This window comes from Microvirga subterranea, from assembly GCF_003350535.1.
Lineage (GTDB): Bacteria > Pseudomonadota > Alphaproteobacteria > Rhizobiales > Beijerinckiaceae > Microvirga > Microvirga subterranea.
Window position 1 is genome coordinate 1 of record NZ_QQBB01000003.1, and the last position, 25,074, is coordinate 25,074.

Consider the following 25,074-nt stretch of genomic DNA (forward strand, 5'->3'; position numbering starts at 1 on the left):
AGGGTGCGCCATCCCCTGCAGCCCCTGCATCCGGAGACCCGCAAGGGCCTCCTGGAGATCGCCCGCCGCCTCGACCCGGTCGTGCTCCGCTGGGGGTGATAAGGACCCACACGAAGGGTTTAGACCCTGGATGCTCTAACAGGCGGTTGCCTCAGCCAGAAGTTCCTTTCCGGTTCTTGCCCTCTGTCAAGAGATCTGGATCGAGCCAATTTGGCACACGCCAGTCGCCTGTGAGCCAACCCATGACATTCCCCTGCCCTACGCGAACGTCTCCTCTAGCTGGGTTAGCTGCCGTTAGCCCAACGTCTCAGATGTGCCAACACCCGACCTTCCCACCTCGCCGCCACTCCTGGCAGAACTCTCAAGGACGGGTCCCAGCCACGCCGCTGAGCCTGAGCAGTCGATCCGGGTGCATCTCGTCGAGAGAGTTGATCCCGAGCAGACCCATGTTTCGGCTGATCTCGGACGCAAGGATGTTGATGGCGTGACTGACGCCGGCTTCGCCCCCGATTGCGGCCGCGTAAACGAACGGGCGGCCGACGAAGACGAATGCCGCACCAAGAGCGATCGCCTTCAGCACGTCCGAACCCCGCCGGACACCGCCGTCCATCATGACAGGAATTGTTGCGCCCACGGCATCCACAATCATCGGCAGGGCACGGAGCGGCGAGACCGTACCATCGAGTTGCCGCCCCCCATGGTTCGAAACGATGATGCCATCGACACCACTGTCCCGGGCGGTGCATGCATCCTCTTTGGACATGATGCCCTTGATGACGAGGCACCCCTTCCACCGCTCCCGGATCAGCTCTAGATGACGCCAGTTCAGGTGATCCTTGGCCCCGAAGTCCCGCATCACGCTCCTGGCCAGGATCGGCGCACCACGTGTCGCGTAGGAATTCTCAAAGTGAGGCATCCCGTGCTTCAATAACGTCCGAAGAAACGTGTTCAACGTCCAGTTCGGACGTATCATGCCGTCCCAGGCCAGACGCAGACTGGGCCGAAGAGGAGTGGAGAAACCAGCTCGAACATTGTTCTCGCGATTGGCCAGAACAGCCGTGTCCACGGTCAGCACGAGGGTCCCGAAGCCCGCTCGCTCCACCCGCTCCAGCAATCCGAGGATCCGATCCGGTTCACCCGGCAGATAGGCCTGGAACCAAGCCTCAGGATTCGCCTTAACGACGTCCTCGAGACGGATAAGGGACGACCCGCTCATCACCATCGGGATGTTCGCCCGCCCGGCTGCCTGCGCCAGGACGAGATCGCCACGATAGGCGGACAAAGCACTGATCCCCATCGGGGCGATCCCAAAGGGAGCCGCATAGGCGCGGCCAAACAGTTCGACCTTCTGCGTTCGCTTGGAGACGTCGACGAGCACCCTCGGGAGGAAGCCGAGCTCCCTGAAGGCTGACCGGTTGTCACGAAGGGAGGCGTTGGTCTCGGCAGCCCCCGATACGTACCCGAAAATCGGGCGCGGCAGATGGCGGCGCGCCTCGTTCTCGAAATCGTCGAGTGACAGGATCCGGCGAAGGCGTCGAGGGAGAGCGGGAGGGGGCGTTCGCGCGCTGCCCTGAACAGGTGTCCCCTCCAGGTCCGTCGCGGAACGCTTCAAACCGCCGGGCGTGTCAAATGCTCCCATGAATGTCTTCTCTCAAATTACCGATGAATGAGGAACGGCACGATGCACCGGCGACCGACCGTCGCTCCTCAAGCAGCAGAATAGGACCATCAATCCATGGTCCAGGGTCCGAAAGGAGCCCGACGAGGCCGCGAACCGCGGATGGCCTTGTCGGGACCAGATCCCAACAAGCCATTCCTCGCCTGAGTGTCTTAGGCCTCCTCCTCCACGAAGGCTTCCTCACGGGTCTTGCGGATCGCCGGCACCAGCAGCAGGACGAACAGGGCCGCGGAGGCGATCAGAAGCGCAAGGCTGATGGGCCTCTCGATGAAGACGCTCGGGCTTCCCTGCGAGATCAGCATGGCCCGTCGCAGATTCGTCTCCAGCAAGGGGCCGAGAACGAAGCCGAGCAGCAGCGGCCCGGGCTCGCACTTCGCCTTCCGGAACAGATAACCGAGGAAGCCGAAGCCAACCGCCAGGGCGACGTCGAAGGCGCGGTTGCTGACGCTGTAGACGCCAACGCAGCAGAACACGAGGATCGCCGGGTAGAGGAGACGGTACGGCACTGTCAGGAGCTTAACCCACAGGCCGATCAACGGCAGATTGATGACCAGCAGCATCAGGTTTCCGATCCACATGCTGGCGATGAGTCCCCAGAACAGATCCGGCTGGTTGTGCATGACGGAGGGACCCGGCGTAATGCCATGGATCGTCATGGCGCCCAGCAGCATGGCCATCACGGCATTCGAGGGAATCCCGAGCGTCAGCAAGGGAATGAACGACGACTGGGCTCCGGCGTTGTTGGCCGCCTCGGGACCTGCCACACCCTGGATGGCACCCCTGCCGAACTCTTTCGGGTTGCGCGAAACCTTCTTTTCCAGAGTGTAGGCACTGAACGCGCTGAGCGTTGCGCCACCGCCGGGAAGGATGCCGAGAAACGTCCCGAGGCCTGTTCCACGAAGAACCGCCGGCCATGCCTTCCGGAAGTCGTCGCGTGTCGGCCAGAGGCTCGTGATTTTGGTTGCGATCAACCCCCGGGATTCCGGGGTTTCGAGATTGACGATGATTTCGGCAATGCCGAAGAGGCCGACGGCGATGACGACGAACTCGATGCCGTCAAAGAGTTCCACTGCCCCGAAGGTAAGGCGCTCGGACCCGCTGTTCACGTCGGTGCCAACCCAGCCGAGAAGAAGCCCGATGCCGATCATGCCAATGGCCTTGATCACGGACCCGCTGGCCAGGATCGTCGCGCACAGCAATCCGAAGATCGTCAGCGAGAAGTACTCCGCCGGGCCGAACGAGAGCGCAAAGCCTGCCAGCGTTGGTCCCGCAACCGCTAGCCCGATGGTCGATACCGTGCCGGCGAAGAACGATCCCAAGGCCGCGATGGCGAGTGCCGCTCCCGCCCGGCCTTGCTTCGCCATCTGGTAGCCATCAATCGCCGTGACTACCGAGGACGCCTCACCTGGCAGATTCACCAGGATGGCAGTCGTCGACCCACCGTACTGTGCGCCGTAGAAGATACCCGCGAGCATGATCAGCGCCGCCAACGGCGGCAGGAAGAACGTGATCGGCAGGAGGATCGCCAGCGTTGCGGTCGGACCAATCCCTGGAAGCACGCCGATCAGCGTACCCAGCAGAGCGCCAATAAGACAAAATAGGAGATTGGTCGGGGTAACAGCCGTGCTGAACCCGAGAATGAGTGAATCAAAGAATTCCATCAGAATGGCCCCAACGGCATCTGGACGCCCAGTCCAACGATGAAAACGAGGATGCCGAAAATCGTCAGCACCACGATGGAGGCGGCGATCTCGCGGAGCCGGGTCTCAGGATCGGCTAGGCTGCCGATGCCAATGAGCCATGCGGCCGCAATGATGAACCCCAAGGATCCCGCTGCATAGGCGAAGCCGGCGACCGCGAGGAGAATGATCAGGAGCGGACGCAGACGAATGACCCCGATTGGTTCGCTCGAACTCATGAGGCCCATGATGGTTACCCCGAGGCCGATCAGCAGGATCAGCGCCGAGACGATCAGCGGAAGGTAACCCGGACCCATCATGGCGGCATTGCCCATCCTCAGGTCACGCCCGGCCCAAAGGCCGAGCGCTCCGATGACGATGAAAATCAACCCAGCAAGAAGATCAGGTTTGTTACCTTTCCGCCCGAGTTCCGAGCGGTTGGCCATTATTGCACCCAGGGTGTCTTGTTCCAGATGTCCTGGAACGATTGCAGGCGCTTCGGCATCTGCTGCTCCCATTCCTCGCCCGACAGATAGGCGAGCGGAAGAGCGAGCTTCTTAGCCTCTTCCTTGAACTCGGGACTCTCGACGACCCTCTTCACGGCTTCCGAGAACTTGGCGCGGATATCGGCCGGAATGTCCCGGCGTGCAGCCAGACCACGTTCTGAACTCATGAATACCTCGAAGCCCTCCTCCTTAGCCGTCGGGACATCTGGCGCTTCAGGAGAGCGCTTGTCGCCGAACGTAACCAACGGGCGAATGGTGCTCAGATCGCCACCTGCGAATTCGCTGACGTTCAGGCCACCCGTCGTGATGTGTCCGCCGAGAAGGGCTGTTCGGGTTTCACCGGCGCCGGGAAACGGGACGTGGGTCAGCGTCACACCGGCTGCTTGCTCCAGAAGGATCATCGCAAGATGGTCATCGGTGCCGACGCCGGAGGTGCCAACCGACACAGACCCCGGTTTCGCCTTGGCCTGGGCGATGAGATCCTTGAGCGATTTGATCGGGGAGTCGGCCTTCACGACGTAAGCAGTCGGATCGTCGACGATACGGGCCACGGCCTGGATGCTCTTCGGGTCGTAACGCAGCTTGCGCTGCACCTGCATGGACAGATAGCCGGGCGTGTTGATGAACGAGAAAGTGTACCCGTCCGGCTTGGCCTGGGAGAGATAGGTATAAGCGATCTCGCCCGAAGCGCCGGGCTTGTTGACGATCACGGTCTTCGCGCCGAGCTCTTTCTCCAGGAAAGGCTGCATCGCACGAGCCATGACGTCGGTGCTTCCGCCTGGCGCGAACGCAACGACGATCTCGATGGGACGATCTTTCGGCCACTCGGCGTGAGCGGCTGTCGCCGCGGCGCTTACCGTGAGCGCGCCGATACAAAGCGTTTTAAGAACCTTAAACACAGTTTCCTCTCCTTATATGATCACGGTGATCGGGTTTATTCGCCTCAGATTTGAGCGGATGCGCGTAGCCCGAGGTTCGAATTCTGCTCCTCGGTCTTCCCGCCGAGTTGTCGTGTCAGTTCGCTGGCAATGGATCTCAACGGCTCGAGATGGCGGGCAATCGCCTCATCGTCGAAGCGGCTCTTCGGGCCGGTCACGGCGAGAACGCCGGCGAGCTGTTGACCGATCCTGAACACCGGATAGGCGACGCTGCCGACCTGCGGATCGCGCTCACCGCATGTTGCGTAATAGAAGTCGCGCCGGATCCGATCATAGAGCTCGCCCGGTTCGCCGCCGAAGGCGAGGAGCACGCGTCCCGGCGCACCGCGGTCGAGCGGAAGCAGATCGCCGGTCCGGGCATGATGGCCAATGGATTGCGGTGAATCCACCCGAAACAGGCAGAGGCGCATGTCGCCTTCGCGAACGTAGAACGCTGCGCTCTCACCTGTCTCTTGAGCCAAGCGGCGGAGTGCCGGCTGAACGTAATCTTCGATTCGGAAGCCCGCCTGATAGAGCGTTCCCAACCGGGCAAGCTTCGGTCCCAAGCGCCAGCTCGCATCATCGTTGCGGACGAGGTAGCCGGCCCGAGCGAGTGACTTCGTAAAGCGGAGAACAGTCGGCTTCGAGAGGCCAACACGCCGCGCCAGCTCCGCCAGACTCAACGAGCGGTCGTCGGCCGTAAATGCATCGAGCACCGACAAGGCACGCTCGACAGCGATGACCCCGCCTTCCTCTCGCGCCTCGATGTCCAAAGCTTCTCTTGCCATAAGCGTTTCACTCTGCGTAACGCCATTTCTCACTATGAAATAGCGCAGAAATATGCTTCTGTCAAAGCTTGTCGCCGCGCAAGAAACTGTCTCGATGCGACGCTTGTTTGTTCATCAAGTTTTTGCGGGCCTAGAGGCTGTGTCGCGGGTCAACCGGGGGACAGGTCACGAAATGGGAGAAGAATGTGCTGGGAAATCAGCCTGGTGAAGCTGCGCCGAAGAAGGCGGCACAATCAGCCCAGGAGCGGGCTGTGCTTGTCACGGGTTCCGCTCTTGCGGGGGAAGCTGTCGCTGCCCTCGAAGCGCACGGCCTTCAGACTTACTACTGCCCCCCCTATGCTTCGTCGGACGATATTGCGAAGCTCGCGGCCGATCTTCAGATCGAAGGGCTGATTGTCCGGCAGGGCCAAGTGAACGAGACCGTCATTGCGGCCTCACCACGTCTCAAGGTCATCGCCAAGCATGGCACCGGCGTCGACAACATCGACCTCGATGCCGCCGCACGATGCGGCATACCGGTTCTTCGAGCGCTCGGCGCCAACGCGCGATCGGTGGCGGAGCATACGATAGCTCTGATTATCGCCTTGATGAAAGACATCGTCCCGCTGGATCGCGCAGTCAAAGGCGGCGAATGGCCCAAGGCGAGCTACGTCGGACGGGATCTTGCCGGGGCAAAACTGGGACTGGTGGGCTTCGGTGCCATCGGGCAGGAGGTCGCGATGCTCGCACGAGGGCTCGGAATGTCCGTCACGGTCTTCGACCCATACACGACCGAACTGCCGCGCGAGGTCACTCGTGAAACCAACTTCGATACGCTTCTTGCAACATCGGACATTGTCAGCCTCCATTGTCCCCTGACAAAGGAAACACGTCACCTCATCAATGCGGAACGCCTCAGGCGCATGAAGCCGACATCCTTCGTCGTAAACACGGCGCGCGGCGGCATTATCGACGAGTTGGCGCTTGTTGAGGCCCTGCGTGACGGGACCATCGCGGGAGCCGGCCTCGACAGCTTCGCCGAAGAGCCTCCGCCAAAGGACAGCCCGCTTTGGTCGCTGCCGAACATCATCGTGACCCCGCACACGGGCGGAGCGGCAAAAGGCGCAATGCGGGCCATGGCCGAGACGGCCGCACGCCACGTCATCAGCGTCCTCCATGGCAACGGCCCCGATCTCAGGAGCGTCGCGAACCCGACTTTCCAGACCGCAGCATCCGCTGCGCATTAGCCATGCCGAAGTGACGCGGTTCGATCCCCGAATTCCGCGCCGTATCCATGAGCATTCAACATCGTGAAAAGGGACCACCAAAAGTGACTATCGGATTCAGAGTTCTGCCTCGCCAGCGCAAAGTCGATGTGGAGGTTGTACAGCAGTTTCGCGAATTGCCCGTCGCCAACGTGAGCGATGTGATGTCGCGTATGACGGCTGCCGGCTCACGTCTGCGACCGCTCCATGCAGGTGGTGTTCTCGCGGGTCCCGCGCTGACCGTGAAAACCCGCCCGGGCGATAACCTCATGGTCCACAAGGCACTCCAGATTGCTGAGCCCGGCGACGTCATCTTCGTGGACGCCGGAGGCGATCTGACCAATGCCATCATCGGCGAACTCATGCTCGCCCACGCCGAGAAGATCGGGCTCGCGGGAATTGTAATCAACGGCGCGGTGCGCGACTACGGTTACATCCGCTCTCACCAGTTTCCCGTTTTTGCCGCGGGCGTGACGCATCGTGGCCCCTACAAGGATGGTCCGGGCGAGATCAACGTTCCGATCGCCGTCGACGGAATGGTCGTCGAACCTGGCGACCTGATTCTCGGCGACGACGATGGCCTGCTCTGCGTTCCCTTCGGCGACACCGCGACGATCTACGCCGACGCCAAGGCGAAGCAGGCGGCCGAGGCGAAGATCATGGCGGCGACTCAGGAAGGCAACGTTTCGAAGCCTTGGGTCGACGAAGCCTTGAAGCGATTGGGATGTGAAGGGGTCTAAGTCTGTGACGGTTGAGCGACCGGCTGCCTCAGCCGGTCGTTTTTCATGTGGCAAACTCGATTTTTTACTCAATGATCATGCACCGAGCCGTGGCCGGAGGAGAAGGCTACTCCTTGCCGCGCTGCCGTCGCCTCGTGCCGCTGCAAGCGAAGGTCCGAAATGGGGCATCCGAGGCAATTGCTGACGCCCCGGGAATGTCTGTTTACCCCTCCGTCACCGACATTTTGACCATTTCGCAAATGTGCTAGGACCGGACGCCGCAGACGCCCGGTCCTGCACCTCCGCTGTCAAGCCGCTGACCGTTCACCTGCGGGGCGGCGCCGAAGCTCGGGCCTGACCAGGGCTGGCGGCATGTAGTTGGCCTCGTTGAGACCCACGTCGACCCCGGGCGGAACAATCCCGTCGATCCGGTCCAACACGTCCTCGCTGAGCCGCACCTCAGCACCGGCTAAGAGATCATCAAGGTGCTGCATCGTTCGCGGTCCAAGGATCGCCGACGTCACACCTGGATGAGCCGTGACGAAGGCCAGAGCCAGATGCGTGAGCGGCAGGGCGGCATCCTGCGCCAGCAGGATCAGTTGCTCTACGGCCTCGAGGCTGCGCTCGTCGGAGAACTGCTTCGTGAAGTACTTGGCACGCGGCGAGTCGGGCAGCGGCTGGCCTTTGCGGTATTTGCCCGTGAGCATGCCCTTGGACAATGGGCTCCAGACCATCACGCCCATGCCGTATCTCTGGCAGGTCGGCAGCATGTCGCGCTCGATGCCGCGATCCAGGATGGAGTAAGGCGGCTGTTCGGTGCGGAAACGAGCAAGCCCGCGGCGCTCCGCCACCCATTGGGCCTCGACGATTTCGGATACCGGAAAGGTCGATGAGCCGATTGCGCGAACCTTGCCGGCCCGCACCAGGTCCGTCAGCGCGGAAAGAGTCTCTTCGATATCGGTGTCCGGAGAGGGACGATGCACCTGGTACAGATCAATGTAATCCGTGCCGAGCCGTCGCAGCGAATCCTCGACCGCGCGGGTGATCCACCGTCGCGAGTTCCCTTGCATGTTGGGATCGTCGCTCATGGAACCATGGAACTTTGTGGCCAGCACCACGCTGTCGCGACGTCTCTTCAGAGCCTTGCCGACGATCTCCTCGGACTCACCTGCGCTGTAACGGTCCGCAGTGTCGATGAAGTTGATCCCGGCATCCAAAGCCCGATGGATGATGCGGATGGATTCATCATGGTCGGGGTTGCCCATCTTGCCGAACATCATGGCGCCCAAGCAGTAGGTGCTCACCTTGATGCCAGTTCGTCCGAGGGAACGGTGTTGCATGACATTGTCCTTTCCGCGCTGGTCAAGGCCGTTCCTTGATGTTAAATGGAACGGCATTCCGCTTAAATACGGAACGTCATTCCGTTTATCAAGAGGTATCGAAGACTTGTCTGGGACGAAGGCCAAGAGGCAGCCACGTGCCGATGCGCGGCGGAATATGCATGCGCTGCTCGATGCCGCCATGGAGGTGTTCGCGACTTCTGGTGTCGATGCGCCCATCCGGGAGATCGCCGAGAAGGCCGAAGTCGGAGTGGGCACGCTTTACCGACACTTTCCGCAACGGTCCGACCTGATCGTCGCCGTGTTCCGCAAGGAAGTGGACGCCTGCGCTGCGGCAGCCTCAATCATGGCCGAGCAGTATGAGCCTGGCGAGGCGCTGGAGCGCTGGTTGGATCGCTTCATCGAATTCGTTGCGGCCAAGCGGGGCCTATCCGCGGCCCTGCATTCGGGTGATCCGGCTTACGACCCTCTGCCGGCTTACCTGATGGAGCATTTGGCACCAGCCGCGTCGCGCCTCCTCCAGGCGGCAGCAACGGCAGGCGTCGTGAGATCGGACGTCGAAGCTCCAGATCTCCTGATGGCTGTCGCGCACCTCTGCTCGCCAGATGGCAAAGGTGGAATTACGGAGGCGTCCCGACGAATGGTGTCCTTGTTGATCGATGGGATCCGCTACGATGCGAGGGGACAGCCGTAGTTGCCCTCCAACGTCTGCGAAGGGTCACGCAGTGAAGTTTGCAAGCCTTGCGGAATGTCTGGTGCTTCCCGCATAAGCGGACACTCGACGTACTTCAGAGATGTGCCAGGAGGAGGCCTTCCCCAGGCTCATCAGGCAAATAGCCTCAAGACCTCCCTGCTTCCTCCGGGGTAAGTGCCACTTGAGCGGATAGACACGCCCCTGCAACACATGATGCTGACCACACCGCCAGTTCGGAGCGTCGTTGCCGGGGGAACCTCCGTTTCCAGCATCTCCTCCGATCCGGTCAGGCGCACCTCGGCCCTCCGGAAGGTGTGCCATCGCTCGCCGGGCAGTTTCACCTGCCCGCCGCATAAACCCAAGGCGAGACCTCTCACCCCCTCGGCTCCAGGCTGGATCTGCGACCCATCCTCACGGCAGTGTGAGCCCCGCGTCGGTTCAAGCCGGGCGATCTCGTCTCAGGTTGTCCTTGTTGCGTTCCAGCTCGACCTCGATCTCTGCCGCGAGATCCCGAACCAGCTCGCGGTACTCGGCGCAGCGTGCCGTCCGCACCGGAGATCCCGAGCGCTCCCAATGTACCAGGGCCGCCTGCGCCTCGGCGAAGTCCTCGCAGAGGGACATGAAGCTGTCATCCATGCGGGATAATGCCTCGATGGCATGCCCTCGGTCCGGGAAGCGGGCGATTGCGGCCTGGACAGCGTGATGCATGGCGTAATCCCGTTGCCGGCTCGGGCGGTGCGGGTGCGCCGCCCCACGGTTGCCAGCATCGCCCCGTACCGCACGCGCGGGGAGTATGTTACTGTAGGTTACGGAAAGAGGCGTCTCGTACGCCCGCGGACAATGGACCGATCCATGCTCGGTGGAGGCGACGGCACTGTCGGTGCCTCGCCGCAGGCGCAGTCGCCGCCCGCGGCGGAGGACGTGCGCGCCCAGCTCGAGATCCTCCTCGCCAGCCCCGATCTCGACGCGTCTGCCCGGGCCCGCCGGTTCCTGCGCTATGTCGTCGAGGAGACGCTCGCCGGGCGCGCCGAGCGCATCAAGGCCTATGCCATCGGCACTGAGGTGTTCGAGCGCAACGCAGACTTCGATGCCCAGGGAGACCCGGTCGTGCGCATTGAGGCCGGACGGCTGCGCCGGGCACTGGAGCGCTACTATCTCTCGGGCGGCACACTGGACCCGGTGGTCATCACCATCCCCAAGGGGGGCTATGTCCCGCACTTCGCCTGGCGTGTGCCGCCGGTCGAGGAAGCCCATCCTGTCCCGGCTGCCCCTGCCGCCGTGTCGCCCGGGCCTCCGATCGATCCGCCGCTACGGCGCCGGACGCCCTGGCTCGTCGCGGTTCCCGTAGCAATCGCCTTCCTTGCCCTCCTTGGTGGGATGCTCCTGTGGGGACCGTGGCGTGACGGCGCGTCCCGCACGCCCCAGGCAGCGGCCGCTTTTCCTCCCGGCGGGCCGACCCTCGTCGTTATGCCGTTCGAGGCCCTGGGAGAGCCATCGGCGAAAATTTATGCGGACGGCGTGACCGAGGAGGTCCTCAGCCAGTTCGCGCGGTTCAAGGAGATCTCCGTCCTCGGGCGGGAGACGTCGCGCAGCATCCCGCCTGGGGCGGATGCCGCCCGCATTCGTCGTGACCTCGGCGTCCGCTACATGCTCGAGGGCAGCGTCCGGGCCGCGGCGCAGCGCCTGCGCATCACGGGTCGGCTCCTCGATGCACAGACCGGTGTCGTGCTGTGGTCGCAGACCAATGACGAGGACTTGCAGGTCCGGGACCTCTTCACGATCCAGGACGACGTCGCACGCAAGGTGGTGACCGCGGTGGCGCAGCCCTACGGCATCATCCAGCGGGCCGACGGGACCCGGACCGGCTCCCGCCCGCCAGATGACCTAGAGGCCTATGCGTGCACGCTGCGGTTCTACGATTACCGGGCCGCGCTGTCGGAGGAGAACCATGCCGCAAACCGTGCCTGCCTGGAGCGGGCCGTGGCGCTCCATCCGGATTATGCGACCGCGTGGGCGATGCTGTCGGTGCTCTATCTCGACGAGGACCGGTTCGGGTTCAATCCGAGGGCGGGGTCCAGCACCCCGATCCAGCGCTCGCTCGACGCCGCCCGCCGCGCGATCCGCCTCGATCCGGAGAACGTGCGGGCGCTCCAGGCCCTGATGATGGCGCTGTTCTTCGACCAGAAGCCAACGGAGGCGTTGGAGGTGGGCGAGCGGGCAGTGGAGCTGAACCCGAACGACACCGAGCTACTCGGCGCGTTCGGGACCTGTCTCAGCCAGGCGGGCGCCTGGCAGCGCGGCTCCGAGTTGATCGAGCAGGCGCTTGCACGCAACCCGGGCCATTCCGGCTACTACAGCGGGGTTCTGGCGGTCTATGCCTACATGCAGCACGACTACGCCCGCGCCGAGACCCTGATCCGGCAGGCGGCGCTGGAGAAGTTCCCGCTCTACCACTTCGTCGCGGCCGTCATCTACGCCCAGCTCGGCAAGGCATCCGAAGCCGCCGAGGCGCGTGACCAGTTCCTGCGCATGCGCCCAACGATTTTCGAGCACTGGGACGACGAGATGGCCAAGCGGAACTACCGGCCGGAGGACGCAGCCCATTATGCCGAAGGTGCTCGCAAAGCCGGCTTCCCGGTGCCGGCCCGGACGGCCGCGGAAACGGCCCTCGAGGCATCGGCATCCCCGCACTGACGGGCGCCACCACCACGTAAACTACACGATGCTACAGGCGCGAACGCTCCGCCGTTGCTAGCTTCTGCATATGGCGGCCGGATGGACACCGCGCAGGGCACCATCGGGCGAGGACCCGCAGGTCAGGAATGTCCACCACCACGGGTCAACCGAGTGCCTCACAGTCCTTGGGATCCGAACGCAACGGAGATTTGTCATGACGATGAAGCTGACCCGCCGTCAGGCGGCCATCGGTGCCTTGAGCCTGCTCGCCGGAACGACGATGAGCACCGTCAGCGAGGCCCATCTGGGCGAGCTGCTGGGCCTCGATGAAGGTCTGGAGGACTTCTGGCTGGCAACCGACGCCTACATCTACGGCTATCCGCTGGTCACCATGGAGATGACGCGCCGGGTCATCACCAACGTGGCCGCCCCCGAGGGCACCCGGGCACCGATGGGCCAAGTCATCAAGCTGCGGCACTACCCAGATGCTACCTTCCGTGACGTGACCGCCCCCAACGCCGACACGCTCTACACGACCGCGTTCTTCGACGTTGGCAAGGAGCCCTGGGTGCTGAGCCTGCCGGACATGAAGGATCGCTACTTCCTCATGCCGATGCTGGACGGCTGGACGACCGTGTTCCAGGTTCCCGGCAAGCGCACCACCGGCACCGGCGCCCAGACCTATGCCATCACCGGACCCGGCTGGAGCGGTACGCTGCCGGCGGGCGTCAAGGAGTACAAGTCGCCCACCAACATCGTCTGGCTGCTCGGCCGCATCTACTGCACCGGCACGCCGGAGGATTACGCCGAGGTGCATGCGCTTCAGGACCAGGTCAAGCTGGTGCCGCTCAGCGCTTACGGCAAGCCGTATACGCCGCCTGCCGGCAAGGTCGAACCCTCGATCGACATGAAGACCGCCGTTCGCGATCAGGTGAACCGCATTGACGCGGTGGCGTACTTCACCCTGCTGGGGGAGCTGATGAAGTCCAATCCGCCGTCGGCGGCGGATGCTCCCGCGCTGGCGAAGTTTGCCAGGATCGGCCTCGTGCCCGGCCAGGACTTCGATGCCAGCAAGCTGCGGGCCGACTTCGCCAGGCGCATCCCGGAGATCGCCAACGACCGGATCATGATCCAGTTCAAGATCAACAAGGACGTGCATGACATCGACGGCTGGGGCTTTACCACGAAGACCGGCATCTACGGCACCGACTACCTGATGCGGGCCCTCGTCACGGCGATCGGCCTCGGGGCCAACCGGCCTCAGGACGCCGTCTATCCGACCTCCCAGAAGGACGGCGACGGCCGGACCTATGACGGGGCCAACAGGTACGTCATGCGCTTCGCCAAGGGGCAGCTGCCGCCGGTGGAGGGCTTCTGGTCGCTGACGATGTACGACGGCAGCTACTTCTTCGTGCCCAACCCGATCAACCGCTACTCGATCAGCGCCCGCCAGGACTTGAAGGCCAATCCGGACGGCTCGGTCGACCTCTACATCCAGAAGGACTCACCCGGAGCCGAGAAGGAGTCGAACTGGCTGCCCGCCCCGGCCGGCAAGTTCATCCTGATGCTGCGGATGTACTGGCCGAACGAGAGCAACCCCTCGATCATCGACGGCACCTGGACGATCCCGCCGGTCAGGAAGGTCAGTGACCGGGCATAGCCACGCGACGACGCCTGTCGTTCAAAGCCAGAGGAGGAATCGATGAGATATCTGCTCACATTGTCTGCGCTCGCGTTAACGGTGTCGGCCGCCGTGGCCCAGGTTGGACCGCCGACGTCGCAGCGGACCTGCGGGGCCAACCGCCAGCTCGTGCTGAAGGATGGTGCGGTCGTCCTCGACACCGGGCCTTCCACCTACGCCCGATTCGTCAGGAGCGGTGCCGAATGCACTGTGGGCCAGTTCCCCGAGCCGGCATGGGTTCCGAGCTCCAACAACCCGCAGTGCTTCATCGGCTATCGCTGCAAGGACGGGTCGGACGATTTCTGACACCGCTTCGATGCGGCTGCCCGAGACCGCCGCGTCCGCCCGGGCTTGGTGCCGGCCGCTCGAAGGCCGCCAAGACAACGTGTGCAGGGGGCAACCTCGACCGGGTGTTGAGGATCATCGAGAGGAGACCATCATGAAGACGTCGTTTTCGATCGCAGTGCTCCCGTTGGCGTTATTGTCTGCCGGCCCGGTCCTTGCCCAGACTCCACAGAGCATGTGCAACATCGCCGGCAATCGGGCCATCATGGGAGCGAACATGGAGGCCGCCTTCGAGGTCCAGGCCGGGCAGGGATGCATGTCCGACATCAGCCCGCAAGGCACGCTCGCCAGCTCGGAGGTCAGCCAGCGGCCGCAGCACGGGACCGTAAAGATGGTCGACAAGGACACCTGGATCTATGAGCCTGCTGCGGGTTATCGCGGTCCCGACGCCTTCGCGATCACCGCAAAGGGGCAGAGCATCGATGAGAAGCCTGGCACATCCGTGCTCAGCTACAGGGTTACCGTGAGGTAGCCCTAAGCGCCAACAGGAGGTGCCGGGGTCGCGAGACCTCGGCATCGGCAGGCAAGCGACGCGCTGCACGGGACCCCGCCCAGGAGGTCGTGGCTGCAAGAGCTGCCGTCCCTGCCCTCCTGGAGCTACCGCTTCACACCCTATGGCTGGCTCACGGCATTGAATGGGACCCAGACCGTGCGCGGACGCTCCGTAAAGGTCGATGCGAGCTTCGCGGACATCGTCGAGGAGAGCGACACGCTCGTGGGACTGATGGGCGATGTCGAGGCTCGCAACGGCCCATTGGCCTTGATGGGCAACGTAGTCTGGAGCAGCATCGGCTTCGAACGCAATGACGTCAGGACGCGCACGCCCGCGCCGGGCGTCACGACAACCGTCGGTCGGGCCCTTGGCCTGGACATCCAAATGGCCATCGCGGAGGTCGGGGCGGCATACGAGTTCGCCCGCTTCGGCGCTCTCGCCTTCGACGTCCTCGGCGGCGCCCGTTACTGGTACCAGGAGGCGGACCTCTCGTTCGAGGTCGATCGGACCATAGGGATCGCCGACCGCGAGGTCGCAGGAGCCCGGGCCTTTGCCCGCTCCGGGTCCGTCGACTGGCTCGACCCGATGCTCGGCGCACGGTTGCGCTACACCGTGGCACCGGGACACGAATTCTGGCTGCGCGGTGACATCGGCGGGTTCGGGGTCGGGAGCGACTTCTCTTGGGAGGCATCGGCGCCTACGGGTTCGAGTTCGGCACCTATCAGGGCGTCACCTTCTCGGGCGTAGCCGGCTACCGGCCCCTGAATGTCGACTATGTCCAGGGACAAGCCAAACACATTGCAGGCTTGCCGTATTCCCGGATTCAGGCATGTGCCGACGGACCTGTCGGGCCGCGACCGGCAGCTATCCGAGATATTCACCTTCAAAATCTGGCGCTGATGCCGACCACGGGCCCATGCACGAGCATGTCAAACTCGTAGCGCTGCCGGCCCTCGCCTTGAACATAGTCGACATAAAGGGCCCGGTACCCGATCACGCCCGAGAAGGTGACGCCCTGGTAAGTGCCGAACTCGAACCCGTAGGCGCCGATGGCCTGCCAGGAGAAATCGCTCCCGACCCCGAACCCGCCAATGTCGCCGCGCAGAAGGAGCTCATGCCCCGGCGCCACGGTGTAACGGATGCGGGCCCCAATGACGGGATCGAGCCAGTCGACGGATCCGGAGCGGGCAAAGGCGCGGGTGCCAGCCACCTCAAGGTCACCCACTTGGACCCCGGCCGAAGCATCGAGGGAGAGGTCAGCCTCCTGATGCCAGTAGCGGGCACCGGCGAGGACGTCCAGAGCTACGGGACCCGAACGGTAGACCTCGTAGGCAGTGCCGACTTCGGCGATGGTCATCTCGATGTCGAGGCCGAGGGAGGTCGCGAGGGTTCCTGTCACACCGGGTGCGAGAGAACGACTGCGGACGTTGCCACGCTCGACGCCGATCTTGCTCCAGACCACGTTCCCCAAGAGCGCGAACCGACCGTTGCGGGCTTCGATGTCGCCCATCAGGGCCACGAGCGTATCGCTCTCCTTGACGATATCCGCGAAACTCGCATTCACCTTTGCGGAGCGCCCGCGCACGGTCTGGGTGCCGTTCAGCGCCAGGAGCCAGCCATAGGGTACGACGCGGAACGTCCATGAGGGCGGCACGGGAGCTTCCATCGCGGGAGCCGGAGGGGCCCCCAGGTCCGCGGCGAGCGTGGGATTTGGTCCGCCAGCGAGAAGGCCGAGCGAAACCGGGACGCCACACGACAGCCAGTGAGAAAGGTAACGCATCGTTCCCCCTTGGATTGACAATCCCCTGCCTCTCCCAGCCGCCTCATAGCAGCCGAGGCGCGACTGACGGTCAAGGAAGGAATTGGCAGAGGCAAGGAAAGACGGGCGGTTTGCCCGCGAGTGTTGCTGCCCTGCACGATGACAGCGGCGAGCCCCGCCAGACCGAGATCGCCGATGGCATCCGGAATGCCGTGGTTGGTACGCTGGGAAACTGGCCGAAATCATCACCGGGCAGCCTCACTATCCCAGAACGTCCAGCCCTTGTCTTCATCGGTCAAGCGGCCGTCCGGCAACCGGCATGATCAACGTTGGGAGGCTCTTCCCGCTCCACCCCTTATCTCTTGTCAAAGCCTCCCGTTCAACTCAGCCCCGTGCGGTGAAAGCCGGACGGGGCCTTTTCGCAACTGACGGCCTATTCGGTTTCTCTCTGGCCGCCGGGAGCACGTGTGGTCTTGCCGCGCAACGGCTTCAGCAAGATACCATCTTAAGCGTGGCAATCGGCTGGCACCCGTGCGAGTCGAAGGCAGCCGCTGACATGAAGGGGCCTGCAATGGGGGCGTCGGCGAGACCATGGTCGTGTCGAGGAGGCCTGCCGTTGTGTTACACATCCGTCATCGTTTAGACAGCCGCCGTTGCACTCTTGACCTTCCCCACGACGCTGATGCTCAGAGCCGCCCGTTTCAGGCTCGGCAAAGACTTGGGATAGGGCCGCCCCTTGTCCCTGCGGGTCCAACCGCGCAGCTTCCTCGATCCGGGACCGGTCGTGCCGGTCGGCTCGATCGATCCCGGCACAGCGGCTATGGGCAGACGCGGGCCTATCTGCTGAGCCCGGACTACGCGCCGAACCGGGGTCGTTTCGGATTGAACCTTCTTCCGGTCCCGATCACCAACGGAACTTTCGTTGGATCGCGCAATCCGTTCGGCCCGGTTGATTTCGTCACCCCGCGCGGCCTGGCGGGGTAAGCGACGCCAAGCAGCGGGCATATAGCCCGTTTGCTCGTGCTCCGGACATTCTGCTGGAGCCGGATGTCGCACTGAGGACGCTGCGGGTGTGTCCACCCGACGTCCTCAGACCTCGGCATTGGCGGCCGACCAGGATTTCAGCCGTCGCCACTGACGATGGATCACCACGCCGAGCGCGCCGATGTCGGGACCTCGAGGAATGATCATCGGGCACACTCCACAGGGACCCGGTAGGTGCCATCGACAAGGACCGTGCGGCAGCGCACGCCGTTGAAAATCTGAACTTCGTTCGGAGCCGCATAGGGGAAGAGCGAGTTGGGTGCGCCCTGAATGGGATTGGGCTGCGCGTGAGCCGAATTGGGTCCTGCGAGAGCCATCAGCGCCCCAGCAATGAACATGCCCTGGTTGCTCATGGAAGCCTCCTTTCCGCAGATGGCGCTCCATGCGAGAGGCATGAGGTGCCGCGGAGCCACCCATGCTGCACGACGTCGGGGATGTCGATCGTGATTGTGCCGGCCCTGTTCAGCGCGCCGGAAAACCGGCTTTCAGGCGCACGAGGTGGCACAAGTGGACGGTTATGATCAGCCCTCCACCAGCTTGTTCCTGATCGCGTAGCGGATCAGAGCCGCAGTGGTGTCGAGATTGAGCTTGCGCAGGGCCAGGGCGCGGTGGGTCTCGACCGTCTTGGTGCTGATGCTGAGGATGTCGGCGATCTGTTTGTTGGTCTTGCCCTCGGCGATCAGTTGCACCACGGCCTTCTCACGCGAGCTCAGCACCGACTCGTGTGCGCATCCCTTCGCCAGGTAGGTCTCGAGCAGGGTCTCAGAGACCTTGCCGGTGAAGAATGGCTTGTGGGCGGCCAGCGTCTCCACCGCCGAGACCAGGAGCTGCCTGGCGTCAGATTTGAGCAGGAACCCGCGGGCGCCGGCCTCGAGGACGTCCCGCACCAAGCTGTCGGTGTCGTGCATGGTGAAGATCAGCACCTCGACGCCAGGCACGCGCGCCCGGATCTGACGGGTGGCCTCGACCCCGTTCACCAGCGGAAGGCCGTAGTCGAGGATGACGATATCGGGGCGGAGCGCCAAGGCCATATCAATGGCCTGCTTGCCATCCCGCGCCTCGCCGATCACCTCCCAGCCCTCATGCCCCTCCAGGATGGTCCGCACGCCGGAGCGGAGGACGTCATGATCGTCGGCGATCAGGATGCGTGTCATCGCGAGAGTTCCTCCCGCGCCTCAGGTGAGCGGCCGATCCGGTGTGCCCGAGTGCCACGGCAGTATAACATCCCGGCGCGGGTGGCCTCACCTGTGCGAAACCCTGAATCCGCCGGGGGCAGACCCTGAAACTTCACCCGTGGGCCTTGCCTTTGGCTTCCGTCATGTCCGGTCTCCAAGGCCTCAGCATGCGGCCCGCCTGGGTCAGCGCCCGTCCCGTCACTGTCACGGGAACGATCGCAACCACAGACGTGCCGTCTGGGCCGGTCTTGATTCGTAGATCACCGCCGAACTGCTCCAGCCGGGCCCGCATGCCGGCCACGCCGACACCAAGCCGAATGCGGCTCTCGGCCCCGTTCTGGCCTGCCATGCCGTGGCCGTTATCGCGGATGCGGACCACGAGCCGTCCGGACCTGATCCTGGCATCAACCGATACCTGCGAGGCCCCGGCGTGCCGGTGCACGTTGGTGAGCGCCTCCTGCACCACGCGCAGGATCGCCCGCTGAAGTTCCGGCGGCAGGTCATCGACCTCCTCCGGGATCCGGATCCGGGCGACGAGCCCCGTCCGTCCGGCAAAGCCCTCGGCGAAGTCCCGCAAGGTGGCCTGGAGGCCATCATTCGCGAGGTTCGGCGGATGCAGCAGGTACGTGAAGATGCGCAGCTCCCGCAATGCCTCGGTCTGAAGGTTCTCGATCTCCGCCAAGGCCTTCCGGCCGCTCGCACTGTGCCGGACTTCCGTCTCGAGGCCAGCGAGCCCGAGATTTGCGGCGACCAGGTGCTGCGCCGTCGAGTCGTGCAACTCGCGGGCAATGCGTTGCCGTTCCTCTTCCTGGAGCGCGAGCAGTTGCCCGGACAATTCGCTGACCTGCTCCTTCGCTCCCGTGACTTCGTCGGACAGGACCCGGAGCGGCTGCTCGATCTGGCGGGCGGTGAACCAGGCGGCAATCCCTCCGGCGAGCAGGAGAAGGGCCGCCGGTCCGGCCATCCGTCGCAGAGCCGCCGTGATGGGTGCATTGAGATCGGCCAGCGGCACCGTGACCACACTCGTCCAGTTCGTCGCCCCCGAACGGCGGAAGGTGACGAGGACTTGAACTCCACGGTCGTCCATGGCCTCGACCGATCCTGTGATCGTGCTCGCCGGACCCGCATCAGCGAGGCGCGTGGCCAGGGCTGCGGGAACAGGCAGGTCGGACCCTTTGTGACCATCCCTGTCGGCCACGATCGGCTGGAGCTTGCGATCGTAAAGGCCCTTCACCCAGCCAGCCGGCAGCGCCTGGTCGTCAAGGATCGTGCCCAGGCGCGCCTCGGTTAGGGTGATGGTCAGATGGCCGCTCATCCGGCCGTCCGGATCATCGAGCCGGAGGCTGAGGGCCACGACAATTTTACCCTTCAACGGGGCCATCATCCGCCCAGACACGGACCACCTGCGCTCTCGGATCCGATCGAGCTGCTCCTGATAGTTCGGGAAGTCGACATGTCTCGGCAATGGCGATCCGAACGGGCGCAGGGTATTGGCGACCTGCCGCTCGAGGTCATTCAGAACGAGCCAGGAGCCTTCCGGGACCGGCGTGGTCTTGAGCTGATCGTAGAAGGCCCTGATGTCGCCTGAGAGCAGCACCGGAGACTTCGACAGCCCCTTCAGCAGGTAATTGACCGCCGCCACCTCCTGATCGAAGCCAAAGGAAAGCGCCTTGGCGGCCTCTTGGGCGCGATGCTCGATCGCGTGACGCTCGTCCGCAGCACGAGAGAGCAACAGCGCCCCGGCGACGAGGCACGCCGCCACGGTGATGACCATGAATGTGAAAGCGATCCGCTGCCGCAGACGCAAGCCCGCGAAGGACTGCGCAACCACCGGGACGGTGCCATTGCTCATGCTGGCGGTCTCCGGCCGCAGGGGCAACGCAACGGGACCGAGGCTCGCGACGGGAACCCCTCGTCCTATACCGTATGGTAAACCCTGAGACCGCTCGAGTCGACTGGGATCCACGAGAGCGTAGAGGCTGCCCCTCGCCGCTCGGTGCCGGCAGAAGGTGCCGGCAGCCCCAAATCAGGGTCTGCCTCCATCACTTTCAGGGTGGACCCTAATAGACCGACGGCTACGAACAGGACGACAATCCCGCAATATCGGACGAGAGTAGCGGTTCCTGCGGTTGCCCTCTCGGTCAATCAGTTGACGCCCGTGGCCAAAGGGATGGCCCCCAGGGTCAAGCAGGCTCCTACGGCTCGTCTCCAGTGCATGCCGCCAGGAAGGCCCTCGGGCTATTCCGCCGACACGGCACGCTGGCCACGTACATCCCTCTGAGGACCGATGCCATGACCGATGCGGACCTGGTCGAGCGGACGGACAAGACCACCATTCTGCCGGACGACAGCGGCATGGTTCGGATCCCCAGCGGCACCTTCCGCATGGGCTCGGACCGTCACTATCCCGAGGAGGCGCCGGTCCACCGCGTCACCGTCGATGCGTTCTGGATCGACCGAACGCCGGTCACCAATCGTCAGTTTCGCGACTTCGTCCGCGCCACCGGGCACGTCACGGTCGCCGAGACAGCGCCCGACCCGAAGGACTATCCCGCCGCCCTGCCGCACATGCTGTTCCCGGGCTCGCTTGTGTTCAACCCGCCGGACTATCCAGTCGATCTCCATCACTTCAGCCAATGGTGGGCGTTCAAGCCCAAGGTGAACTGGCGACGTCCCTATGGCCCGGGCTCATCGATCAAGGGACTGGACGATCATCCGGTCGTGCATGTCGCCTATGCCGACGCACTGGCGTATGCGCGTTGGGCCGGCAAGGACCTGCCGACCGAGGCCGAATGGGAATTCGCAGCGCGCGGCGGGCTCGATGGCGCCGAGTTCGCCTGGGGCGATGAATTCACGCCTGGCGGACGGCACATGGCCAACACCTGGCAGGGCGCGTTCCCGTTCCGGAACACCCACGAGGATGGATACGAGCGCACCTCTCCCGTCGCCGCCTTCCCGCCTAACGCCTACGGCCTCTACGACATGATCGGCAATGTCTGGGAATGGACCAGCGACTTCTATGCGCCGAAGCATCCGGCCGATGCACTGAAGGCCTGCTGCATCCCGGAGAACCCGCGCGGCGCACGTGAGGATGAGAGCTACGCCTCCTGCGAGCCCGGGATCCGGATCCCGCGCCGAGTTCTGAAGGGCGGCTCGCACCTGTGCGCGCCCAACTACTGCCGCCGCTACCGTCCGGCAGCGCGTCACCCGCAGCCGGTCGACACCTCGACGAGCCATGTCGGCTTCCGCTGCATCATCAGAGAGAGGAAGATCCCATGACCAGTGATCGTGCGTCCTCACAAACGCCGGGCGGACGATTCCGCCTCCGGCGTATGCAGGCCAAAGCTGCCCTGATCGGGGCCACAGCGCTGGTCTTGGCGACGGTGGCGGCTCCGGCCGTCGCGCAGGCCCCGACGCAGAAGCCCAACATCCTGTTCATCATGGGCGACGACATCGGCTGGATGCAGCCAAGCATCTACCACCAGGGGCTGATGGTGGGCGAAACACCCAACATCGACCGGATCGGCCGGGAGGGTGCGAAGTTCACGACCTACTATGCCGAGCAGAGCTGCACGGCAGGTCGCAACGCCTTCTTCACCGGCATGCATCCCCTCCGGACTGGCATGATCCCGCCACAACTACCCGGCAGCCCGTCTTACCTGAGGCCTGGCACGCCGGCCATCGCCAAGTTCCTGCTCGACCTCGGCTACACCACCGGCGAATTCGGCAAGAACCACCTCGGCGACCACACTGACGCGCTGCCGACCGCGCATGGGTTCCAGGAATTCTGGGGTTATCTCTACCACCTCGACGCCATGCAGGGCGTGAGCTTCCCCGACATCAACAGGACGCCGACCGAGCAGGCGGTCGCGCCACCGTGCCGGAATACGCCGATCCCCGGGCTGCCCCAGGATCCTGCGGCGGTCGATCCCGCTGTCACAACCTGCCTGACGCCGCCGCGGCCGGTGATGTCGTGCAGATCGACCGACGGCACCGCGGCGAACCAGTCCTGCAAGGATGAGGGGCCGCTAACGCTCGAGCGCTCGAAGACCGTGGACGAGGAGATCTCGGCCAAGGTCATCGACTTCCTCGACCGCAATGATCCCGAGAAGACCAAGAAGCCGTTCTTTGTCTGGTACAACCCTGCGCGCATGCACGTCACGACCATGTTGTCGGACAAGTACATGGGAATGGTGGGTGAGCCTGGTGGCAAGGACTGGGGCGTCAACGAAGCCGGCATGAAGCAGATGGACGACAACATCGGCTATGTTTTGAAGAAGCTCGAGGAGATGGGGGAACTCGACAACACGATCGTCGTGTTCACCACCGACAACGGCGCCGAGACGATCACCTTCCCTGACGGCGGCACCACCCCCTTCAAGGGCGGCAAGCTGTCGACTTGGGAGGGCGGCATGCGGGCCCCGCTGGTCGTGCGCTGGCCGGGACACATCCAGCCGGGAACGGTCAAGAACGACATTTTCGCGTCCCTCGACTGGTTGCCTACTCTCGTCGATATCGCCGGCGGCCCCAAGGGCAATGAGTTGAAGGCCCGGATCGAGCGGGGCGAGTATCCCGGGATCGTCAGGACGACTCTCGATGGCGTCAACCAGCGTGCCTACCTGGAAGGCCAATCGGACAAGTCGGCGCGCGACACCTTCTTCTATTACTCGGGCAAGGACCCGTCCGCGGTACGGTACAAGAACTGGAAGATCTACTTCGCGATGGTGTCCGATGCACCGACCGGGTTCCTGACAGGGGTTGTCCCGTATCACTGGACCCAGGTGGTCAACATCAAGCGCGATCCGTTCGAGACGTCGATCGGCGAGCAGGCGAAGACGCTCTTCAGCATGGCCGGCGCGCTTGCAGGACCGGCCACGGCCTATGTCTACGACTGGAACATGTTGCCGATCGGCCAGGCGCTCTGGCTGAGGGAGCTCGAAACCTACAGGAAGTTCCCGCCGATGCAGGACCCGGCGAGCTACAACCTCGAGCAGGTGATGGAGCAGCTCAAGAAGCCGCAGGCTGTCCCGGGCCAGTGACCTGAGCCGAACCAGGAACACGCGAACAGCGGGCATCGCTCAGACCATGTGCCCGCTGGTCCAAGCCAACAAGAAGGTACCGCGCAGGGGGCTTACCTCGATCATATGCAGAGGATTCTTGAGAGGAGACCATCATGAAGAAGTCATTGCCGCTCGTCGCGCTCCCGTTCGCGCTTCTGTCCGCCGGCCCGGCACTTGCCCAGAGCATGTGCGTCATCGCGGGCAATCGGGCCATCATGGGGGCGAACATGGAAGGGGCTTTCGACGTCCAGGCCGGACAGGGCTGCATGTCCGACATCACCCCTCAGGGTACGTTGACCAGTTCCGAGATCAGCCAGCGGCCGCAGCACGGCACCCTGAACATGGTCGACAAGGACACCTGGACCTACACGCCGGCTCCCGGCTACAGCGGCCCCGATGCCTTCGCGATCACCGCAAAAGGTCAGAGCATCGACGAGAAGCCCGGCACCTCCGTCTTCAGCTACAGGGTGACCGTGAAGTAGAACCGAACGCCGCGTGAGCCACTCACGCGGATCCGACGGAAGGCGCCGGGGTCGTAAGGTTTCGGCGTCCCCGTCATCGCACACTTGCATCAATGATGACGGTTTGGTGCGGGAAAGCCGACTAGACAAGAGGAGTTTCCACCATGCTCAGCAAGCCATTCGCCTGTCTTATCCTGATGACTGGCGGCCTCTGCGCGACAGGAGGTGCGGTGCTCGCGCAGGACGCAGGCGCCAGGCCGCCAATGCTCCTGACGAAAGCCATCGGTCGGGTCACGCCAACGGGACCGGTCCCGTCGCTTGCCGTGATCAACGCGGCCGGCGCGAAACTGGAAGGCAATAAGCTGACCTTGACCGGCGTGTCCCCGAATTCGATCGTGTTCGCCGATCGTCCCGTGAGGGCGGCCGGTCATGTGGCCACACAGCAGTTCATCATGCAATGGGACGAAGGCAACAACAACTTCGTCGTGGATCCGCCCAACGCCACCGTGTCGATTCTGGGCGGTGACGGCTCGAAGGTCGGCGACGCCGTCGTGACGCTGAAATCGCCCAAGCTCGAAGGCGGCAACCTGACCTTCGACGTCGCGGTGCTGGAAGGCAATCTGGCCGGGGCGAATGGACCCGCGGCGCTGTTCATCGATGCCTTTGGCCGCTATTGGCACGCTCCTGTCTATCATGGCGCTTGGTACGCGGGAGGAAGAGTCTCCAATGCAAGTGCGGCCTATAACTCGTACGTCATACCAGATCAGTGCGGCTATTATCCGTATTCGCCCTGCGGCAACGAATGAGGGTCTTTA

Annotated in this window: 23 protein-coding genes and 1 pseudogene; 13 read left to right on the forward strand and 11 right to left on the reverse strand. The window is 63.8% G+C overall.

Annotation, left to right across the window (positions count from 1 at the left end; all coding sequences use genetic code 11):
• A pseudogene (locus DES45_RS25605) lies at window positions 1-99 on the forward strand (dihydrodipicolinate synthase family protein); the annotation flags it as partial.
• 262 nt (window positions 100-361) lie between these two features.
• On the opposite strand, the gene DES45_RS08035 reads toward DES45_RS25605, so the two are convergent.
• From DES45_RS08035 to DES45_RS08055, 5 genes are all read right to left on the reverse strand, one after another.
• Entirely contained in the window at window positions 362-1,639 is a 1,278-nt protein-coding gene (locus DES45_RS08035; protein ID WP_114769496.1) for an alpha-hydroxy acid oxidase, read from the reverse strand.
• A gap of 191 nt (window positions 1,640-1,830) precedes the next feature.
• Window positions 1,831-3,339 (reverse strand): tripartite tricarboxylate transporter permease, encoded by a 1,509-nt coding sequence (locus DES45_RS08040; protein ID WP_114769497.1) that lies wholly within the window; start codon window positions 3,337-3,339, stop codon window positions 1,831-1,833.
• Window positions 3,339-3,875 carry a tripartite tricarboxylate transporter TctB family protein gene (locus DES45_RS08045; protein ID WP_245571606.1) on the reverse strand — a complete coding sequence of 179 codons (537 nt, stop codon included), beginning with the start codon at window positions 3,873-3,875 and terminating at the stop codon, window positions 3,339-3,341. The genes DES45_RS08040 and DES45_RS08045 overlap by 1 nt, the downstream gene beginning before the upstream one ends.
• Window positions 3,803-4,762, reverse strand: coding sequence for a tripartite tricarboxylate transporter substrate binding protein (locus tag DES45_RS08050; protein WP_114769499.1), 960 nt, complete (start codon window positions 4,760-4,762; stop codon window positions 3,803-3,805). Before DES45_RS08050 ends, DES45_RS08045 begins: the two co-directional genes overlap by 73 nt.
• A gap of 44 nt (window positions 4,763-4,806) precedes the next feature.
• Window positions 4,807-5,568, reverse strand: coding sequence for an IclR family transcriptional regulator (locus tag DES45_RS08055; RefSeq protein WP_114769500.1), 762 nt, complete (start codon window positions 5,566-5,568; stop codon window positions 4,807-4,809).
• A 251-nt stretch (window positions 5,569-5,819) separates the two neighbouring features.
• Between DES45_RS08055 and DES45_RS08060 the strand changes: the two genes are divergently transcribed.
• Window positions 5,820-6,794, forward strand: coding sequence for a hydroxyacid dehydrogenase (locus DES45_RS08060; protein WP_114769501.1), 975 nt, complete (start codon window positions 5,820-5,822; stop codon window positions 6,792-6,794).
• A gap of 83 nt (window positions 6,795-6,877) precedes the next feature.
• Window positions 6,878-7,552 carry an RraA family protein gene (locus DES45_RS08065; RefSeq protein WP_114769502.1) on the forward strand — a complete coding sequence of 225 codons (675 nt, stop codon included), beginning with the start codon at window positions 6,878-6,880 and terminating at the stop codon, window positions 7,550-7,552.
• A 287-nt stretch (window positions 7,553-7,839) separates the two neighbouring features.
• Here the strand turns inward: DES45_RS08065 and DES45_RS08070 are convergent, their stop codons facing one another.
• Complete coding sequence (locus DES45_RS08070) at window positions 7,840-8,871, reverse strand: aldo/keto reductase (protein WP_114769503.1); 1,032 nt, start codon at window positions 8,869-8,871, stop codon at window positions 7,840-7,842.
• A gap of 157 nt (window positions 8,872-9,028) precedes the next feature.
• On the opposite strand from DES45_RS08070, the gene DES45_RS08075 reads away from it, so the two are divergent.
• Entirely contained in the window at window positions 9,029-9,565 is a 537-nt protein-coding gene (locus DES45_RS08075; protein ID WP_245571666.1) for a TetR/AcrR family transcriptional regulator, read from the forward strand.
• A 438-nt stretch (window positions 9,566-10,003) separates the two neighbouring features.
• Here DES45_RS08075 and DES45_RS08080 read toward each other — a convergent pair whose 3' ends face one another.
• On the reverse strand, window positions 10,004-10,273 hold the full coding sequence (locus DES45_RS08080) for a hypothetical protein (protein WP_114769505.1): 270 nt from the start codon (window positions 10,271-10,273) through the stop codon (window positions 10,004-10,006).
• A gap of 144 nt (window positions 10,274-10,417) precedes the next feature.
• On the opposite strand from DES45_RS08080, the gene DES45_RS08085 reads away from it, so the two are divergent.
• From DES45_RS08085 to DES45_RS08105, 5 genes are all read left to right on the forward strand, one after another.
• Window positions 10,418-12,259: a tetratricopeptide repeat protein gene (locus DES45_RS08085; protein ID WP_114769949.1), complete on the forward strand. Its 1,842-nt coding sequence runs from the start codon at window positions 10,418-10,420 to the stop codon at window positions 12,257-12,259.
• 202 nt (window positions 12,260-12,461) lie between these two features.
• Window positions 12,462-13,901 (forward strand): DUF1254 domain-containing protein, encoded by a 1,440-nt coding sequence (locus DES45_RS08090; protein ID WP_114769950.1) that lies wholly within the window; start codon window positions 12,462-12,464, stop codon window positions 13,899-13,901.
• A 42-nt stretch (window positions 13,902-13,943) separates the two neighbouring features.
• The gene (locus DES45_RS08095; protein ID WP_114769506.1) at window positions 13,944-14,228 is read left to right on the forward strand and encodes a hypothetical protein; all 285 of its coding nucleotides are present in this window, start codon (window positions 13,944-13,946) and stop codon (window positions 14,226-14,228) included.
• Window positions 14,229-14,361: 133 nt separating this feature from the next.
• Window positions 14,362-14,739, forward strand: coding sequence for an Ig-like domain-containing protein (locus DES45_RS08100; RefSeq protein WP_114769507.1), 378 nt, complete (start codon window positions 14,362-14,364; stop codon window positions 14,737-14,739).
• Window positions 14,740-14,916: 177 nt separating this feature from the next.
• Window positions 14,917-15,507, forward strand: coding sequence for a hypothetical protein (locus tag DES45_RS08105; protein WP_173947356.1), 591 nt, complete (start codon window positions 14,917-14,919; stop codon window positions 15,505-15,507).
• A 136-nt stretch (window positions 15,508-15,643) separates the two neighbouring features.
• Here the strand turns inward: DES45_RS08105 and DES45_RS08110 are convergent, their stop codons facing one another.
• The 4 genes from DES45_RS08110 to DES45_RS08125 all read right to left on the reverse strand — a co-directional run bounded on the left by DES45_RS08110 (window position 15,644) and on the right by DES45_RS08125 (window position 20,590).
• Window positions 15,644-16,414 (reverse strand): hypothetical protein, encoded by a 771-nt coding sequence (locus tag DES45_RS08110; protein WP_245571612.1) that lies wholly within the window; start codon window positions 16,412-16,414, stop codon window positions 15,644-15,646.
• A gap of 1,292 nt (window positions 16,415-17,706) precedes the next feature.
• Window positions 17,707-17,916, reverse strand: coding sequence for a hypothetical protein (locus tag DES45_RS08115; protein ID WP_147282366.1), 210 nt, complete (start codon window positions 17,914-17,916; stop codon window positions 17,707-17,709).
• A 168-nt stretch (window positions 17,917-18,084) separates the two neighbouring features.
• A complete protein-coding gene (locus DES45_RS08120) occupies window positions 18,085-18,717 on the reverse strand; it encodes a response regulator (protein WP_114769510.1) in 633 nt (210 codons plus the stop codon).
• Window positions 18,718-18,850: 133 nt separating this feature from the next.
• Window positions 18,851-20,590 carry a sensor histidine kinase gene (locus DES45_RS08125; protein ID WP_114769511.1) on the reverse strand — a complete coding sequence of 580 codons (1,740 nt, stop codon included), beginning with the start codon at window positions 20,588-20,590 and terminating at the stop codon, window positions 18,851-18,853.
• A gap of 440 nt (window positions 20,591-21,030) precedes the next feature.
• Here DES45_RS08125 and DES45_RS08130 point away from each other — a divergent pair, with 440 nt between their 5' ends.
• From DES45_RS08130 to DES45_RS08145, 4 genes are all read left to right on the forward strand, one after another.
• Window positions 21,031-22,017, forward strand: a complete 987-nt coding sequence (locus tag DES45_RS08130) for a formylglycine-generating enzyme family protein (protein ID WP_114769512.1) — start codon at window positions 21,031-21,033, stop codon at window positions 22,015-22,017.
• Between the two features lie 53 nt (window positions 22,018-22,070).
• Complete coding sequence (locus DES45_RS08135; protein ID WP_114769513.1) at window positions 22,071-23,777, forward strand: arylsulfatase; 1,707 nt, start codon at window positions 22,071-22,073, stop codon at window positions 23,775-23,777.
• 134 nt (window positions 23,778-23,911) lie between these two features.
• Window positions 23,912-24,280 (forward strand): Ig-like domain-containing protein, encoded by a 369-nt coding sequence (locus DES45_RS08140; RefSeq protein WP_114769514.1) that lies wholly within the window; start codon window positions 23,912-23,914, stop codon window positions 24,278-24,280.
• A 143-nt stretch (window positions 24,281-24,423) separates the two neighbouring features.
• On the forward strand, window positions 24,424-25,065 hold the full coding sequence (locus DES45_RS08145; protein WP_425374273.1) for a hypothetical protein: 642 nt from the start codon (window positions 24,424-24,426) through the stop codon (window positions 25,063-25,065).
• Window positions 25,066-25,074: the final 9 nt, after the last annotated feature.